We start from the raw sequence: 17,132 nt of genomic DNA, 5'->3' as shown, positions 1-17,132 counted from the left end.
AATGAAAAATTTACTGAATGTACTGCGCGAGGACGATGTCGAAGCAGAGTTGATGCGAGTAATTGAAACCGTTATTGATGCGAGCAAAGAAATTGCGTTCCGCGTGCGCCAAGGTGCGCTCGCGGGAGTGCTCGGTTCAACGCAAGATGAAAATATCCAGGGCGAAACCCAAAAACAATTGGATGTCATATCCAACCAATTATTGAAAGACTTGTTACTCGCCTGTGCACCTGTAGCGGCTCTCGCCTCGGAAGAGGAAGATAGCGTCGTCGCGGCCAATCCAGAGGGACAATATCTGGTGGCCTTTGATCCACTTGACGGCTCATCCAATATCGATATCAACGGCCAGATTGGAACTATATTCAGTATTTACCGCGCACTCGATTCAGTTCCGCACAACAGCGAATTGCAATTTAACCAGCAGGGGACACAACAAGTCTGCGCCGGTTATGTGCTCTATGGGCCGTCGACCCTGCTCGCCATTACCACCGGCAAAGGCACGCGCTGCTTTACCCTGGACTCAACCCAGGGCACTTTTTTATTAACGGCAGATAATATCCAGATCACAAAAGACACCCAGGAATTTGCCATCAATATGAGCAACTCGCGGTTCTGGAACGACGATATGCACTGCTATATTGGGGATTTAATCCTCGGCGAAACCGGCCCGCGCCAGAAGCGCTACAACATGCGCTGGAACGCGGCAATGGTGGGCGATGTGCACCGCGTGCTTACGCGCGGCGGCATATTTTTATACCCATCAGATAAACGCAACGCCAAACAACCGGCAAAATTGCGTCTGTTGTACGAAGCAAATCCCATGGCACTGTTAATTGAAAATGCCGGCGGAAAAGCCTTTAGTGAACAGCAGCGAATTTTGGCAATCCAACCCAAACAATTGCATGAGCGAGTGGCGGTAATATTGGGCTCTGCGAATGAAGTGGACGAGTGTTTAGGTTATCTGCAAGCGCATCCGACAGCGTATTAGAAGACCACAAGCAGAAGCCTGTGCAAGGGTCGTTTGCTTGATATCGAGCAGATTGCATTAACTGTTTTGTCATAACGTTCGACCTTAAACGAAGCTCCGGTAATCCACTCACTACCGGGGCTTTTTTATTCCCCTTGTTTTATAAATCCCGCCGCATCCTAAAAATTTGAACCAGCTCTATAAAAAAGTGGCTGTTTAGCACAAAAACTACAGGTGCCAGTTTCGCCGCGAAGCTGGTGCGCACCAACTTTGACGCTGTGCAACTTCTGGCGCGCGTCGGCTTGCACAAAATTTACTATCGGGTAGCTGGCTTGAATCCTTATACAACGGAATAACAAAGAGGATGCATTACCAAAACTGATCGGCAATCGCCAGCAGCACAACACCGAATAATAAATTCATAGAGGTTTTCCAAATGACTACATATCTTGATGCTCAAAAAGCCCTCAGGGGCACTGCTGCTGTGGGAGGCATGCTGCTTGGCCTTCTAGCTGCACAGGTCAATGCTGCGACCACCACTGTCCAGGCCGAAAGCTTTAACAATATGCTCGGCATCCAAACCCAGGCGACGACCGATACCGGCGGCGGACTGAATGTGGGTTATACCGATGCCGGCGACTGGATTTCTTACCCAACGCTCAACTTGCCCTGCGCGGGTACTTACACCGTCCAATACCGTGTAGCGAGCGCAGTGACCGGCTCGGTGCTGGTGCTGGAGAAATCGGGTGGAGGTGCCACTTATGACACACTCCCGGTACCCAACACTGGCGGCTGGCAAAACTGGGTCACCATCACTCGTGATATCACCCTCCCCGGCGGTGCACAGGGCTTGGGCATTGTTGTACCTGCAGGCGGCTGGAACCTGAATTGGTTTAGCCTGACCGACAAGTGTGCGGCAAGCTCATCCAGCAGGTCATCTGTGGCGGCAGGCACCAATCTCCGCTTGCAAGCGGAAGACTACGATGAGTTCTTTGATACCACAGCCGGTAATAGCGGCGCAGCCTATCGTAACGACGCAGTGGATATACAAGCACTGGCCGCGGGTGGCGGATTTAATGTAGGTTGGATCGTTGCCAATGAATGGCTCAAATTTACTGATGTTGTCATTCCAACCTCCGGCCAGTACACCATCCGCGCACGGGTTGCGAGCCCCAATACCGGGGCCCAATTTGCAGTTGATCTAAACAGCGGCGCAACTTTCCTCACCAATATGGTGATCCCCAACACCGGCGATTGGCAAAACTTCCAGACCATCCAGGCTAACGTGACTATCCAGGCCGGCACCTACGACCTGGGTATGTTTATGGCGGTGGGCGGATTCAATCTGGATTGGATTGAAATCGTTTCTGGCACAAACACATCTACTCCAAGTTCATCCAGCGCCACAAGTACGTCCAGCTCAGCACCGGCCAGCCAATGGAAAACTGCTGCACAAGCAGCAACGGATATGGGTGCAGGCTTTAATTTGGGGAACATGTTCGAAGGCGAGCAGAACGCGTCAACCTTCGCCAATGCCAAACCCAAAATCGATGCTTACTACGCCAAAGGCTTCCGTAATGTGCGCATCCCGGTTACCTGGACTGAAACCATTAACGGTTCGCGCCTGGCTAACCAACTTACTGGAGTGGTTGACCGCAACCATCCAAGGCTCGCACAACTTCAGCAGACGGTTGACTATGCGCTCTCCCTGCCGGGCATGCATGTTGTCATCAACGCCCACCACGAATACGGCCTGAAAGACAACAACCGCGCCGCGGTACTTGAGCGTCTGTGGCAAGACGTGGTGGATATTTTTGGCAATCGCAACACGCGCCTGATGTTCCAGTTGCTGAATGAGCCACATCTTTCTGATGGTAGTGCAATGCCAGTCGCCAACATCCGCGCGATGAGTGGCCGGGCTTATCAAAAGATTCGCGCAGTAAATCCACAGCGTATTGTGATGATTGGCGGCAACCAATGGTTTGGGTCTTACGAGTTGGGTAACGTGTGGTACGACCTTAGCCCGGTCGGCAACGGTAATGATCCCTACATAATGGCCTCCCATCACCACTACGAGCCCTTCACCTTTTCCGGTCAAGACGGAAACCATGCAATGGCCTGGACGACTGCCACCATCGCTGATCCTCTGACGCGGGTAAAAAATTGGGCTGATTCGGTCGGCAAAGGTATGCCAGTGTATGTAAGTGAATGGGGGGTAGGCTGGGCCAAGAACAAGCCCACCATGACCTGCAACAACATTCGTTTGTGGTACCAACAAATGCACTCGCTGGAAGCTCGTTCGCGCAACTATCCGACTGCAGTATGGGACGACGGTGGCTGGTTCACCATTTTCAGCCATGCAACGAACAGCTTTAACAACAATTTGGTTGACTGTATCACCGGTCAATGTGCGTGGGATGGCAATACACGCATCAACGCTGGTTGCTACTAAGTTACCGCTTGGTGAATTAACCTGAAACGGGAAGGCTTAGCCTTCCCGTTTTTGTTGGGCGAGTGGATTTTTACGGAATTCAGTGGCAGTAACTCCCACATAACGTTTAAAAAACCGATTGAATGCCGACTTACTGTTGAAGCCGGATTCCAAAAAAATATCTAAAATGGTTCTATCGGCATAATCCGGATTGAGTAATAACTGTTTTGCCTTATTCACGCGGTACAAATTAACAAATTCATAAAAGTTCGTCTGGAAGTGTTTATTGATAATGCTCGACACCTCCCGATAAGAAAGACCGATGCATTTTGAAAACTCTTCTATATTCAAATTGTTTTTCAAATATAACTGATCAACTTCCATTCCATTTCTAATTTTTGTTAGTTCATCACCGGATAGAGAGCTGTGCGTCACATCCGCCGCCTCAGCACCTTTTGGCAGCGTTTTGGTCGCTTCTAATTTATGACTATAGACAAAACTGTAAATAAAAATTCCATTGAGCAACACCAACGTAATGTAATTATCGGCTATGCCAAGCGAATCAGCGATTGCCACAGGTAAATACCGCCCCCCGAAATGCGTTGCCAACGCCCATCCCCAATTCAGCGCAAAACCAATTGTCAACACACTAAGCCAAACAGGTCCATTGACGGTGTAACTCGAATAATATTCCTTTAAATTATTGTGATAATAGAATGTCATGATTACCGCCAAAATCGCATAGATAAACGGTGTTATGCGTAAAAAGTGCCATACCCACACAACATGCTGTATATCCTCTGGAGATTTGTGCACACCGATAAAACGCAAATTATCGGCATCAATTTGAAACACCCACAACATAACTAACACAATCAATAGCGGTGTTGCATATAGAAAATGTTTGTAATTAATTTTGAAGTCATGCTGCGTTAACGACGCCACATATAAATATAAAAATACACCTTTGGTGATAGAGACTATTGAAAAAAACCATGGGATTAAATTTTTTAACAGTATTGAGTTGATACTAATGTACGCATTCCACAGCAATACATTTGAAACCGCAGCAGCGCCCAAGCTGAGGAAAAACAAGCCCAACAACACCGCCGACAGGGGTTTGGTCTTTGGTAAGAAAAATTGGTAAATCACCAGCAGTACACAAATCGCCGCAGTCAGCAATGAAACAAAATCGTGCAGATTAAAAAAGGGCATTTTTGCAACAGGCAATGTTGAATTAACGAGTACAGAATCCGGCGATTGCGCCGGGGCATTTGCCGCCATACAAATGGTACACATGAATATTAGTAGAGATGCCAAATACCTTTGTGCTTGCATAAGCTACTCCGGTGAAATCTTGTTTGTTATTGTAATAGTTCACTCACCCACAAAATATGGTCAGCTGCATTGTAAAAATCATAGCTTAAATCATTGATTGAGAATCAGCCAAGGGCGATAGCCAATAATTCTGTTACCTAACCGATATTAATTGAGGACACAATAAGAAATACCTGGAGCGAGCAGCAACGCACTTTGGAAATTCAACCGCAACAATTACTTGAACACGTTGCAGTCATTTTAGGTTCCGCAAATGAAGTGGATGAATGTTTGGGCTATTTTGGAAAATAACCGGTTTGTTCATAACGAACAAACCGGAGGAAAATGTACGGCATAAAAGATTTTCAATCTGGCGGTCATGCTGCGCATTAGCCGCCAAAAGTGTCGAGAAGCATTAATCTGTTTTTTGCTATCTAGCAAAAAGAAGCTGTACCACGATCAATAATTTCCAAAGCCCTCTACAGCGATACCGCCGTGTAAATGACTAGAATATTTTGCAAAGGGCTGACACGTTTCTTAGTTGATATTTGTGCCCAAAGATGACAGCAAGTGCGAACAGCACCAACCATAATGATGATGGCTCGGGAACTGAATTAACTACTTCAATAGTCACTCTATAATCCCAGGAAAGATCAAACGGCCCCGAAATAGAAAGCCCAGCAGCTTGATTCAAGAGAAAATTATTGAAACCGTTGAGCGGAAGATTACTGAAACTAGCATAAGGTGACGGTTCACCAATGCGGGTATATTCGTACCACTTGAAGTCATAGGTAAAATCTTGCAGTGACCAAAATGTCGTTGCCCACAGGCTGTCAAGTGACTCCTGAGAATCTAGTACAGAATTAAAGATCTCAGCGGTTATGGATTTTATGCTATATCCTTCTTGTAAGCTCAAAACGTACCGATTTGCTTCGGTATAAATAAACGGATCGATGTCATCACCAATCCAACGGGTTGAGCCTAAAATTTCATTTGCCCCCATCTGCAAATTAAGCATTGGCATGCCCTCAGAGCTACCATTAATACTTTCATCCCAAATGATCGTTGCATTGCTGCTTAATGCCACTGCCGATAAACAAAATATCACTAATGAAGTTAAAATTTTCAAAGGTTTCTCCTTAAGTATCACTGTTATTTGATTTGTTTTGCACCATTTCTCCTTGAACTATATATGCGTCGAATGATTTCGACGAGCGCCTTCCGTTTGATGGCAACTAAATCTTAACCTAGTCTTTTTAGCAATACAGCCGCTATCTCCGTTTATTCAAAAGAATCTCTCAAAATGTCACACATTTGGGCACAATAGCGCAAAGCCTAAAACATCAACCGCAAAAGACTTCCACCTTTTTCATCATATAGTGCACAAACCGATCCGCGATGCGCCTGCATAATTTGTTTCACCAAAAACAACCCAACACCAGTGCCATCTCGTTTTGAGGTGTAAAAAGGCACAAAAATTTGTTCCAATTTGTCTATTGGAATTCCTATTCCATTATCAATCACATCGATTAATAAATTGCCGCCATGACCAATGTAAGCATGTAAATAGATTCGGCCATTGTTCATTGAAGATAAGGCGTCCATTGAATTTTTCACTAAATTGATTAGCGCCTGCTCAATTTGGGCAGGGTCACCATGTAATTTAAGATGTCCAGGAGTTGCGTTGCACTCCAATGTGATTTTCCGCTCACCTGCCTGCACCTGAAACAAGCGGCATACATTCTTCAGTAAATCCTGCACAACTATATCCACGCAATTTAGTTGCGGTGGATTGGCAATACGTCGATAAGCCTGCACAAATTGCATTAAATGTTCAGCGCGGCGCGCCACCGTATGGATCGCTTGTTGCGCATCCTGCAAAGACTCATCGGTATTCCCATGGTTATCTAATTGCGTCAACAATAATTCATCTGCCGTTTTGCTCAGTGACGCGACGGGCGTCATTGAATTCATAATTTCGTGGGTAAATACCTGTACCAAATTTTGCCAGGCGAGAATTTCCTGCCTATCCAGTTCGCGTTGGATAGGCTGAATACTAATGACTTTTTTGGTTCCACCTTGTAATTGAATCGCTGCCGCCGACAGTGCCACTGCTATAGACACTTGATCACTCAACAGATGGGAACTGCGCTGTTCGCCTGCCGTTATTTGCTGGATGTCCTGCGCCAGTTGAGCGCCGTATTCCTGCAACTGATCGACTGCCGCCAGGTAGCTGCGTTTAAATAATTGCTGCGCGGCCACATTGACCAATTCAATTTTTGCGCCTTCACCCTTATCTTCAACAACCACTAGCGCAACAGGGACTTTTTCCAGCAGCAAACTGTAATAGCGCACCAGTTCTTCATTTTTCTGTCGTAACTGTTGTAACTGCGTTTGCAATTCCTCCCACAGGACTTTGAGGTTTTGGCTTTGTTTAAAGCGGGTATTGATTCGGCGTGCGCCGTCTTCATAACGCACTGCGTCAAAAAAATTTTCCATTTCGCTCTGGGTGGATTGCATATAACTAAAAAGTAAATAAATCTGTACCGACAATAATATCGCTATGCCAATCATACTGAATAGTAAAAATGGTTCCGCGTGATAAATACCGGCCAAGAGCAACATAGTGCAAAGAATCAGCACTAACCGCAGCAGTATATTGATACGAAAATCCGTCAATCCTGACTTGATTGACATCACAGCGTTAGAGATCATGTTTTTCCATCCTGCGATAGAGCGCCATGCGCGTTAAGCCCAATTCCCGCGCCGCTTGTGAAATATTGCCCGCATGTTTTTTTAGCGCCTTCTCAACTGCATTGCGCTCTAATATTTCCAAATTTAAACAGTTAGTTTGTACTGAATCAGATAGAGAATTTTCAGCCACAGGTGCGAGGGCAAAATCTTCCGCTTGCAAGGTATCTTTATCACTCAACACCAGCGCCCGCTCAATGGCATGATTTAGCGCACGCACATTGCCTGGCCAGGAATATTCCTGCAGTGCGGCCAGCGCTTTGTGGCTAAGTAGTGGCTTTTTGCGTTGATATTTTTGTGCATAAACGCTAAGGAAATGATCGGCTAACAATGGGATATCGTCTTTGCGTTCGCGCAGCGGCGGCAGAGTAAGTTCTACGGTATTCAGGCGATATAATAAATCCTGGCGAAATTGCCGCTCATCCGTTAAGTGCACGTAGCTAGCATTAGTTGCGGCAATAACACGCACATTTAATGCAAAGGGTTTTTCATCGCCAACTGGTGTTACCTGGCGTTGCTCCAGCACACGCAACAACTTTACCTGCAGATGCAGTGCAAGATTGGCGATTTCATCGAGGAATAAAGTCCCGCCGTTGGCGGCGACCAATCTCCCCATGCGATTTTCATTTGCACCGGTAAACGCCCCTTTTTTATAGCCAAACAATTCCGATTCAAATAGATTTTCCGGAATTGCGCCCATATCAATAGCCATAAAAATATTGCCGGCGCGTTTGGAGCGCGCGTGAATCTCACGTGCGAGTAACTCTTTACCGGAACCATTTTCACCCAAAATTAAAACATTGGCTTCGGTAGGTGCGCAGAGGCTAAGTTTGCGCAGTAGCTCACGCATGCTGGTTGTCTCGCCGATAAAACAAGCCGGCTTTTGCATCTGCGACAAATGCTCTAACGAACCGCGCAATGCGACATTTTCACCCTGCAATAATTGGTTTTTATTGCGCGCCTGTGCCAACGCCACAGCGCTGTGCAGAGTCGCAATTAATTTTTCATTGCTCCAGGGTTTTATCACAAAATCTGTTGCACCCGCCTTAATCGCATTGACCGCCAATTCAACACCGGCATAAGCCGTCATCACCACTACCACAATCTGCGGATAATGTGTTCGCAAATAGGCGAGCCATTCAAAACCATCGCGACCAGAGTTATCGCCGAGGGTAAAATTCATATCCAGCAATACTACATCAACCATGTGATGCGCTAAAAACTCTGGCAGCTCGGCCGCGTCATTTAAACAGCTCAAGGTTTTTATCTGGCGTTTGAGCAACAGGCGCGCCGACAACAAAATATCCTCATCGTCATCGAGCACTAACAGATGTCCAGCAATTACTGTCATGAGAAATATCCCTGGCATTATTGTTTTCTAGTGAGCGTAATCGCAGTTTATGTCGTTCGATTGCGAACAACAAGCGTTCGAAATCGAACACATCAAGCCACGAGGCACCTACCAAAACAACGATAACCAATTGAAATTATTGGCTTTTATTAAATGGCATAGCTGTTGCGACATAAGTAGCAGCGCTGCTCGGTGGATAAGGCTACCCAGAGCGATAAGCCGTTGATAGCGCGATATTTTTTAATCAAGCCGCAACAAAACGAACGAGTTGATAAAAAGACCCCAATGACAATGGATAAACCCAGACAAATAAATTTTTGGCAGAAATGGCGCAAAGTAATCAGCGCACTCTTTCTGGTTGCTGCGCTTGCCGCGCTCTGGGTGATGGCCGCGCCAAGCAGTGAGCGCACACTGCGTGTGGATGTAAAGGATTTGGTTATCGCGTCAGTTCAACAGGGAATTTTTGAAGATGTAATTCCACTGCGCGGCGAGGTGATGCCCTTCCGCACGCTTTATCTTGATGCGATTGAAGGCGGACGGGTAGAAAAAATCCATTTGGAAGATGGAGCAACGATTGAAGAGGGAGCGGCGATTGTGGATATCTCCAACACCCGCCTGCAATTGGAATCCATCACCCGCGAAGCGCAGGTAAGTGAGCAAATTAATTTATTGCAGACTCAGGAATTAAATCTGGCGCGCAACGATCTTGAACATAAGCGCAACTTGAATGATTTGGATCATCAAATAGCTATTGAGAGCCAACGATTGGCGCGAATGCGCCCGCTAATAAAACAGCAATTAATTTCCGCAGCAGAATTGAAAGAGACTGAAGATAATCTGGTCTATTTAAAAAAGCGCCAGCAATTAATCCGCGAAGCGCGCGAAGTAGACCAAGCCTTGCAAGCAGCGCAAATGAAGCAATTACGCGATTCAGTCACATCGCTCAATAACAACTTAACTTTTGCGCGCACCAATTTAGCAAGCCTCAATGTAAAGGCACCTATTGCTGGCCGCCTGACAGCATTTAATCTGGAGCCAGGGCAATCATTGATGCCCGGCGAACGTTTTGGCCAAATTGATGACCCGGATCATTTCAAGCTAATGGCACAGATGGACGAGTTTTATATGAACCGTACCCGGGTTGACCAAACTGCACTGGCAAAAGTGGATCAGCAAGAATTTCCACTGCGCATAAAAAAAATTTACCCGCAGGTCATTGATGGACAATTCCGTGTTGATTTGGTGTTTACCAGCGCGCAGCCTGCCAATATCAGCCGCGGTCAAACCTTGCAGTTACGCTTGCAAATGGGTGCTAATGAGCCTGCACAACTAATTCCCAACAATTCTTTTTTTCAGGATACGGGCGGACATTGGATTTTTGTTGTATCGGCCGATGGCAAGCGTGCCTATCGGCGCGATATAAAACTGGGGCGGCGCAATAGCCAGTTTATCGAAGTGCTTGCAGGCTTGAATATAAACGAGCGTGTCATTGTTAGCCCCTACACCACCTATAACGATATTGATTTCCTGAAAATTTACTAAACATTCAATATAAAAACAGCAGGGAGAAGAACATGATACGCCTTAACAATATTGACAAAATATTTCGCACTGAAGCGATAGAAACCAAAGCACTGGGGAATATCAGCCTGGAGATCAAACAAGGTGAGTTTGTTGCCATCATGGGGCCATCGGGTTGTGGAAAATCGACTCTGCTAAATATCCTGGGCATGTTAGACAACCCGGACCAAGGCGATTATTTTTTTAATGGCGATAATATTGCACGTCATTCCGAGTCAAAATTAAGTGAATTACGTAAACACAATATAGGTTTTATTTTCCAGAGCTTTAATCTAATCGATGAACTCAGTGTGTTTGAAAATATCGAGCTGGCGCTGCTCTACCACAAAATTCCCGCGGCCGAGCGCCGAGCACGTGTGCAAGCGGTTATCGAAAAAATGGAAATTGCCCACCGCGCGCAACACATGCCCAACCAACTCTCCGGCGGCCAGCAGCAGCGCGTTGCAGTTGCGCGCGCGCTGGTCGCCAACCCCAAATTAATTCTTGCCGACGAACCTACGGGAAATCTGGATTCTGTACACGGCCAAGAAGTGATGCGCTTGCTCAAGACCTTAAACCAAGAAGGCGCCACAGTGGTGATAGTCACTCACTCCAACGAACACGCCAGCTACGCCCAGCGCCGTATTAATTTGTTTGACGGAAAAATTGTTGCGCAAAGCCAATTGGCGGCAGCTTGATAAGCTTAAAAATAAGGATGAGTTATGTTTAAACACTATTTGATTATTGCGTTGCGCAATCTTGTGAAGAACAAAATTAACAGCGCAATTAAAATTATTGGGCTGGGTTTGGGATTGGCCGCAGTGCTGACGGTGATTATTGTTAACTACAGTGAACTAACTTGGGATTCATTTTGGCAGGATGCCGATCAAATTTATTTAGTGCGCAGCGAATCACGGATTGGCAGCCGGCAGGATGTAATGGATGGAATTAACGAGATTCATTATCCGCAATTGCGCGCCAGCCTAAATGATCAGATCTGGATGACAAAAGTTGAAAGCAGCAATACTGAAGTCAGTTTGATTGACGCTAAACAATCCTTACCGCTGCCAAAGCCGATGCCCATTACTCAAGTTGACCCTGATTTTTTAACTATTTTCCAACCAGAGGTATTGGCCGGTGACATCAGCACTTTTTCCCAGCATCCCGATGTTGCCGTTATTAGCCAGACTATTGCAGAGCAGATTTTTGGCCAAGACAATCCTTTGGGGAAAGTACTGCAATTCCGCCTCATACCAACAGTGACACAACAGCATTCAGGTGAGCGACCGGCATTGCAGCAGGTGCGCATTATTGCGGTAGTCGCTATAGATAACTCACGCAGCCATATTCAGCCATCTATCTTTTTTCCCCGTTTGCAATATCCAACTATTCAAGCTGATCAAGCGTCTTATATACGCGACACTTATATAAAAGCGAAAATAAGCATCGCTAAAAGCGATATAGAGACCCTACTGAATAAAGCGGGTGAGCTCAGTCTATCTACCGATGAGGAAGAAAATAAATATAGACGTGTAAAGTATTCCCTAATGCCGATTGCTGACCGCCACATGAACGACAAGACAAGTGATGGTAACCGCACACGCGTAATGATCCTATCATTACTTGGAATAGTCATTTTGATCGTCGCTATTGGAAATTTTATTAGCCTTGGATTGGCTGGATATGTCGCACGGCAAAAAGAAGTTGCACTGAGGCGTATGCAGGGCGCGGGTATTGCGCAGTTAGTGGCGCAGTACTGGCTGGAAAATTTAGTGTATGTCGCTGTAGCGTTTTTGTTGGCGCTGATTATTTGCGAACTATTTCTGCCTCACTTGGCTGGACTGTTGCAGTTTCCACTAGTGGATGGAATTTTCGTGAGCCCCGTATTGGCACTTATCTGCGCTGCCATGGTGCTGTTGGTATCGCTACTAATTGCCTGCTATCCCGCCATTTATTTTTCCAGAATGAATCCGGCTATTATTCTGCGTGCGAATCGCTCAACCGAAACCCCTGCATCCATTATTACGCGCAATTTATTGCTACTGGTTCAATTTATTGCGTTAGTGTCCCTGGTGATTGGCCTTGCGGCTATTCACGGCCAACTCAAATTGATCAATCAATATCAGCCGGGTTATAAAACGGAGGGAATTGTTATGGTTATCGGGCAGGGCAGCACCAGTCTCGGCAAAATTCAGCGCGAACCCCTTAAGCAAGAATTAGCCAAGATGCCCGGCTTTATTGCAGCAGCATCGCCTATGGGCGATATTCCCGGACGCAATGAACATACGATGGATATTAGCTCCATGGTGAATGACGAGCTGCGTGAAAAAAAGGTTATTTATGATTGGGTAATTGATGCGGATTATTTTGAAACCTATGGCATTGCCTTAATCGCCGGAACAAAAGAAAACATTAACACGAGTTTGAACAAACCTTTCTCAAGGGACCAGAACGACCCAATGGACGCCATCCTCTGCCGTGCAACAATTGCAGCGCTGGGATTTTCATCGCCCCAAGAGGCGCTAGGCCAAACCATTGACGTATTCAAACAACCAGGAAGGCCTATCGGACCTTCAGCAAAGATTATTGGTGTCATTGAGAACGTCCATATAGGCGACCACAAAAAAGCCCCCTTGGATTGCATGTATATGACACTCAACTCTATTGGCGTGGGTGGTATGCCATTCGCGATGAATTTTGATCATGAACTGAGCCCGCAAGAAATTGAAAGTATTAAATCCCTCTGGACTAACGCGGCAGGCACACCACCGCACCACTGGCTATTTGCCAACTCCCTTGTAGACCGCTACCGCAATGAACGGCGACTGCAATTATTTATGTCGGGGTTTGCGCTAGTCGCGCTGATGATTGGGCTTTTGGGAATTTATGGAATCACTGCGCTCAATACGCAAAAGCGCGCACGTGAAATTGCGCTACGTAAATTACATGGAGCAAAACATTCGCAAATTATTCACTTGTTAAATCGCGATTTTTCCTTAATTGCCATTCTTGCTAATTTGATTGCCTGGCCAATTGCACTTTATGCGGTTAGCAGTTGGTTGGAGAATTTTCATCAACACTTTTCATTGGCGTTATGGTTGCCCGTATTCTGCGCTGCCGCACTGGCGATTTCTTTATTGGTAGTGTGGCTCACTGTCACGCTTCACTCGCTCAGCATTGGTCATTTACGCCCGGCCGAAGTGCTACGCGACGAATAAATTCCTAAACCAATAAGGGGCGACCATAGCCATCCCTCAGCCCCGCATTGACAGGAAGTCTTAGCCCCACCATTTTTAGGTGGGGTCTTTTTCCCTATCGCTATAGAGATAACAGGAATTTCTACCCCATGAAAAACATCAGGATTTTTATTCTATTTTTTTTATTCCCGCTTTTGGCAAAAGCAGAACGCATTGAATTACGTATACCGCCAATTGCAATGTACGAAACACTTAAAAAAAATGATATGAAAGCCTACGCGTTGCCCGAGCTCGAAGTTTTTAACGCCGATCAAATTAGTATTTACCACAGCAAAATCATACCAACTAATTTTAAAGATGGCCTGGCACAGGCACTGCAAAAACCTACAACTGGTACTCGACAATTAAAAACCGTACTTGCTGCGGCAGTTATTCCACCCAATAGCGCATTTTCATTTGATGCAACCAAGGGCTATAAATATGTATTTGTGCAGTATTGGGCAGAAAACTGCTGGCCATGCCAGGATCAGATGAAAGAGGTAGAGACTTTTATTAAGGAGAACTCACAACTAAAAATACTCTGGTTGCTTGTAGAGCGAGACCCAACACAAAGAGATGGTTTGCCTATGGATGACACGCAGTTTCAAGGCCCTGCAAATGAAGAAAAAATAAGGTGATACCTAGCTTCTTAAAGGTAGCGACCTAATCTAATCCAGCCGCCAATCTCCCAATATTTTTTCGCGCGTATAATTTTTTACTTCTTCACCACTTAATTGACGACGTTTGCTATTAACCACTGCGCCTGGGCCACTGCTGTTGTACTCAAAGAAACGTGCGTCTTCCGGCAAGAAAGGAATTTTGGTTCCGTCTTTTGCGGTGCCATTCATGGAATACCAACCATCGAGGGTAATGTGGGAATCCATCCAGGTATTAATAAATACTGCTTTGCCAATTGCGTTAGGGTCGGCGTAGCGGCCATCGGCAAATTGGGTGGTGGGGTGCCAGGGGCGGCCGAGCGGGACGGAATTATCGGGAGCTGCTTCGGTGCGGGTGAGTTTGCAATCGATAAAAGTTAACCCGAATTCATCGGCAATTTGTGTTGATGGGGCAACGAGATAACCATGCGGGTTATTGGGCTTGCCGCGCCCGAGCGTGCGGATTTCGGAATCAGTAAACAGTGCATTGCCTTTACCGAAAATAAAATCGACATTGCCAGCGATAAAGCTTTTATCAAACCAGCTGCGGCCGGAATTTACGAACAAGGTATCTTGATAACCTAATAAGCGGACATCGCGTGCTAAAAATTTGTCGCTGCCTGCATCCAAAAATAATGCAACTGCCTGGCTGTTGGCTACGCGTTTTGCATCATCATTTGCCAGTGCATCATTGCTTAAAAAATCAAAGGTATTTTCGATAGTCAGTTGGTGCACTTGGATGTTGGTTGCACGGATGGTAACTGTTGCCGAGCCAGGTGTGCCCCAGGTTTTCCCCTCTGCATAAGTTTTTCCGGCATAGGCATCGTAATAAATACGAGTTGTATTTGCGCTTTCGCCCAGCAACAGGATATTGGGTTTAGTGACATTAAGTTTTTCGTAGTAATCACCAGCGGCGATAAATATGGTGTAGGGCACCGGAGAGTTGATGGGTGCAGCATCGAGTGCAGCCTGGATACTGGTAAAACTGTTAGCCGCAGGTTTGGCGGTCTGGCTCACCAGTGCATTGTATGTGGACTTGGGTTGATTGGTGCAGCCGGAGATAATGAATGTTGCGAGGATAATGCAATAGGTTCGAAACAACAGGCGAGCGATCATTAATTAATCTCCGCTTAGTAAGAATTTGTAAATGATTTTAGTGTATACGCTCCCAAGCAGAGATGGGAGTAAAGGATGAGCAGGGAGTCGTCATCCTCGCGAAGTGGGGATCCATTTTAAAAGCTGGACACCCGCGCGCGGGTATGACGACAGTAGGTGTTAATTAAATGCATCCTGTACCGATGCTAATACACCTTTAGCGTAAAAGCGCTCCAACCACTGTGTGGTCGTTTCAACAAAACGCGTTTCATTAATTAAATCAGCACCAAATACTTTTTGTATTCCGACTACCGCCTTTACCATGCCCGCAGGATTACTTTGATTGGCATCGCAAGCCGCGCGCAATTCTTTAGCGAGTGGATCTGAAACTTCAATGACCGCACCTTTTTCATCAACACCTGATACATAGCGAATCCAGGCTGCAACACCCAAGCACAAAATATCGATATGGCCATTACCCGCTAATTGTTCGCGCAGGGTTTCCAATAACCGCTGTGGTAATTTTTGCGAACCATCCATTGCGATTTGCCAGGTGCGGTGCTTCAAGGCCTTATTAGAGAAACGTTCGCGCAATTGTTGTTTGTATGCCTCGATATCAAAACCCGCTGGCGCGACAACAGTTTCACCCGCCTCGCGCGCCATATAGGTTTTTACCAGATTGACGAACGCTGGTTGCTCCATAACTTCGCTGATGTATTGGAAGCCGGAAAGATAACCTGTGTAGGCCATGGTGGAGTGCGCACCGTTTAATAAACGCAATTTGATTTTCTCAAACACGCGCACATCTTCAACTAACAACACACCGACCTTGTCCCACTCTGGGCGGCCATCGGCAAATTTATCTTCTACTACCCATTGCGTAAAAGGTTCGCATACCACCATTCCTTCATCGCGCACTCCCATACGAGCTTCAATATCGCGACGGTCATCCTCGGTTGTTGCTGGCACAATACGGTCAATCATGGTGCAAGGGAAAGTAGCGTTTGCTTTTATCCAGGCGGAAAATTCCGGTGAAATTTTTTGGGCAAATTGGGTAACGACTTTTTCCAATACTTCGCCGTTGTTGGGCAGGTTATCGCAGCTGAGTAGCGTAAATGCTTTTTGATTATTATCGAAACGATGTTTTAATGCGGCGACAAGAAAACCAATGGCAGAAGCCGGTGCATCCAGATGTTCAAGGTCGTGAATAATATCGGGGTGAGCGAGATTTAAATTACCGGTTGCCGGATCGTGGCAGTAACCTTTTTCGGTAATGGTCAGCGAGACAATTTTTATATTGCTGGCGGCCATCTGTGCAACCAATGCTGCAGGGTTTTCCGGCCCCACAAGCGTATCGAGCACAGCGCCAATAATTTGTAATTTTTCACCTTCCCCGGAGCGTTCAACCAAGGTGTAGAGGCAATCCTGTGGTACTAATTGATCGCGCACACTCGCCGAACGTAGACTGCTACCGATGATTCCCCAATTGCCACCAAATTTATTCAATGCCGCCTCGGTATAAAATGCCTGGTGAGCGCGATGAAATGCACCTATGCCCAAGTGCACAATGCCCGGCTTTAATGCGCTGCGATCATAGCTGGGCAGAATAATATCTTTCGGTAAGTCAGCAATTACATTTTTGTTTAAACGATTCATTAGAAAAATCCAGAAAGGTTGATTGCGCCAACATCAGGCACACAAATATTTATAACGAAAAAATTTGATTTTCAGTCTTCAATTGAATTCACCGCGACTGCGGAATAATGAT

General features: G+C 46.1%; 12 protein-coding genes. 6 read left to right on the top strand and 6 right to left on the bottom strand.

Features of this window, described 5'->3' with window-relative positions; translation table 11 throughout:
* The first annotated feature begins 1 nt into the window (after position 1).
* Both B4E62_RS11300 and B4E62_RS11295 read left to right on the top strand, forming a co-directional pair.
* Entirely contained in the window at positions 2–988 is a 987-nt protein-coding gene (locus tag B4E62_RS11300) for a class 1 fructose-bisphosphatase (RefSeq protein WP_331352141.1), read from the top strand.
* A gap of 415 nt (positions 989–1,403) precedes the next feature.
* The gene (locus B4E62_RS11295) at positions 1,404–3,419 is read left to right on the top strand and encodes a carbohydrate-binding protein (protein WP_310074243.1); all 2,016 of its coding nucleotides are present in this window, start codon (positions 1,404–1,406) and stop codon (positions 3,417–3,419) included.
* Between the two features lie 36 nt (positions 3,420–3,455).
* On the opposite strand, the gene B4E62_RS11290 is transcribed toward B4E62_RS11295, so the two are convergent.
* The 4 genes from B4E62_RS11290 to B4E62_RS11275 all read right to left on the bottom strand — a co-directional run bounded on the left by B4E62_RS11290 (position 3,456) and on the right by B4E62_RS11275 (position 8,817).
* Positions 3,456–4,736 carry a helix-turn-helix domain-containing protein gene (locus tag B4E62_RS11290; RefSeq protein ID WP_331352140.1) on the bottom strand — a complete coding sequence of 427 codons (1,281 nt, stop codon included), beginning with the start codon at positions 4,734–4,736 and terminating at the stop codon, positions 3,456–3,458.
* Between the two features lie 484 nt (positions 4,737–5,220).
* Positions 5,221–5,844: a PEP-CTERM sorting domain-containing protein gene (locus B4E62_RS11285; protein WP_331352139.1), complete on the bottom strand. Its 624-nt coding sequence runs from the start codon at positions 5,842–5,844 to the stop codon at positions 5,221–5,223.
* A 206-nt stretch (positions 5,845–6,050) separates the two neighbouring features.
* Positions 6,051–7,430 (bottom strand): sensor histidine kinase, encoded by a 1,380-nt coding sequence (locus B4E62_RS11280; RefSeq protein ID WP_331352138.1) that lies wholly within the window; start codon positions 7,428–7,430, stop codon positions 6,051–6,053.
* Positions 7,420–8,817, bottom strand: coding sequence for a sigma-54 dependent transcriptional regulator (locus tag B4E62_RS11275; protein WP_331352137.1), 1,398 nt, complete (start codon positions 8,815–8,817; stop codon positions 7,420–7,422). Before B4E62_RS11275 ends, B4E62_RS11280 begins: the two co-directional genes overlap by 11 nt.
* 291 nt (positions 8,818–9,108) lie before the next feature.
* Here B4E62_RS11275 and B4E62_RS11270 point away from each other — a divergent pair, with 291 nt between their 5' ends.
* The 4 genes from B4E62_RS11270 to B4E62_RS11255 all read left to right on the top strand — a co-directional run bounded on the left by B4E62_RS11270 (position 9,109) and on the right by B4E62_RS11255 (position 14,251).
* Positions 9,109–10,359, top strand: a complete 1,251-nt coding sequence (locus B4E62_RS11270; protein WP_331352136.1) for an efflux RND transporter periplasmic adaptor subunit — start codon at positions 9,109–9,111, stop codon at positions 10,357–10,359.
* A gap of 32 nt (positions 10,360–10,391) precedes the next feature.
* Complete coding sequence (locus tag B4E62_RS11265; RefSeq protein ID WP_331352135.1) at positions 10,392–11,075, top strand: ABC transporter ATP-binding protein; 684 nt, start codon at positions 10,392–10,394, stop codon at positions 11,073–11,075.
* Positions 11,076–11,099: 24 nt separating this feature from the next.
* Complete coding sequence (locus B4E62_RS11260) at positions 11,100–13,595, top strand: FtsX-like permease family protein (RefSeq protein WP_331352134.1); 2,496 nt, start codon at positions 11,100–11,102, stop codon at positions 13,593–13,595.
* Between the two features lie 128 nt (positions 13,596–13,723).
* Entirely contained in the window at positions 13,724–14,251 is a 528-nt protein-coding gene (locus tag B4E62_RS11255) for a hypothetical protein (protein WP_331352133.1), read from the top strand.
* A 30-nt stretch (positions 14,252–14,281) separates the two neighbouring features.
* Here the strand turns inward: B4E62_RS11255 and B4E62_RS11250 are convergent, their stop codons facing one another.
* A complete protein-coding gene (locus B4E62_RS11250; protein ID WP_331352132.1) occupies positions 14,282–15,385 on the bottom strand; it encodes a pectinesterase family protein in 1,104 nt (367 codons plus the stop codon).
* 159 nt (positions 15,386–15,544) lie between these two features.
* Positions 15,545–17,020, bottom strand: coding sequence for a mannitol dehydrogenase family protein (locus B4E62_RS11245; protein WP_331352131.1), 1,476 nt, complete (start codon positions 17,018–17,020; stop codon positions 15,545–15,547).
* Positions 17,021–17,132 lie beyond the last annotated feature (112 nt).

The sequence above is a fragment of the Cellvibrio sp. UBA7671 genome (assembly GCA_002483145.1).
Lineage (GTDB): Bacteria > Pseudomonadota > Gammaproteobacteria > Pseudomonadales > Cellvibrionaceae > Cellvibrio > Cellvibrio fibrivorans.
Note: the sequence above shows the minus strand (reverse complement) of the source record. Positions and strands in the feature narration are given on the sequence as shown.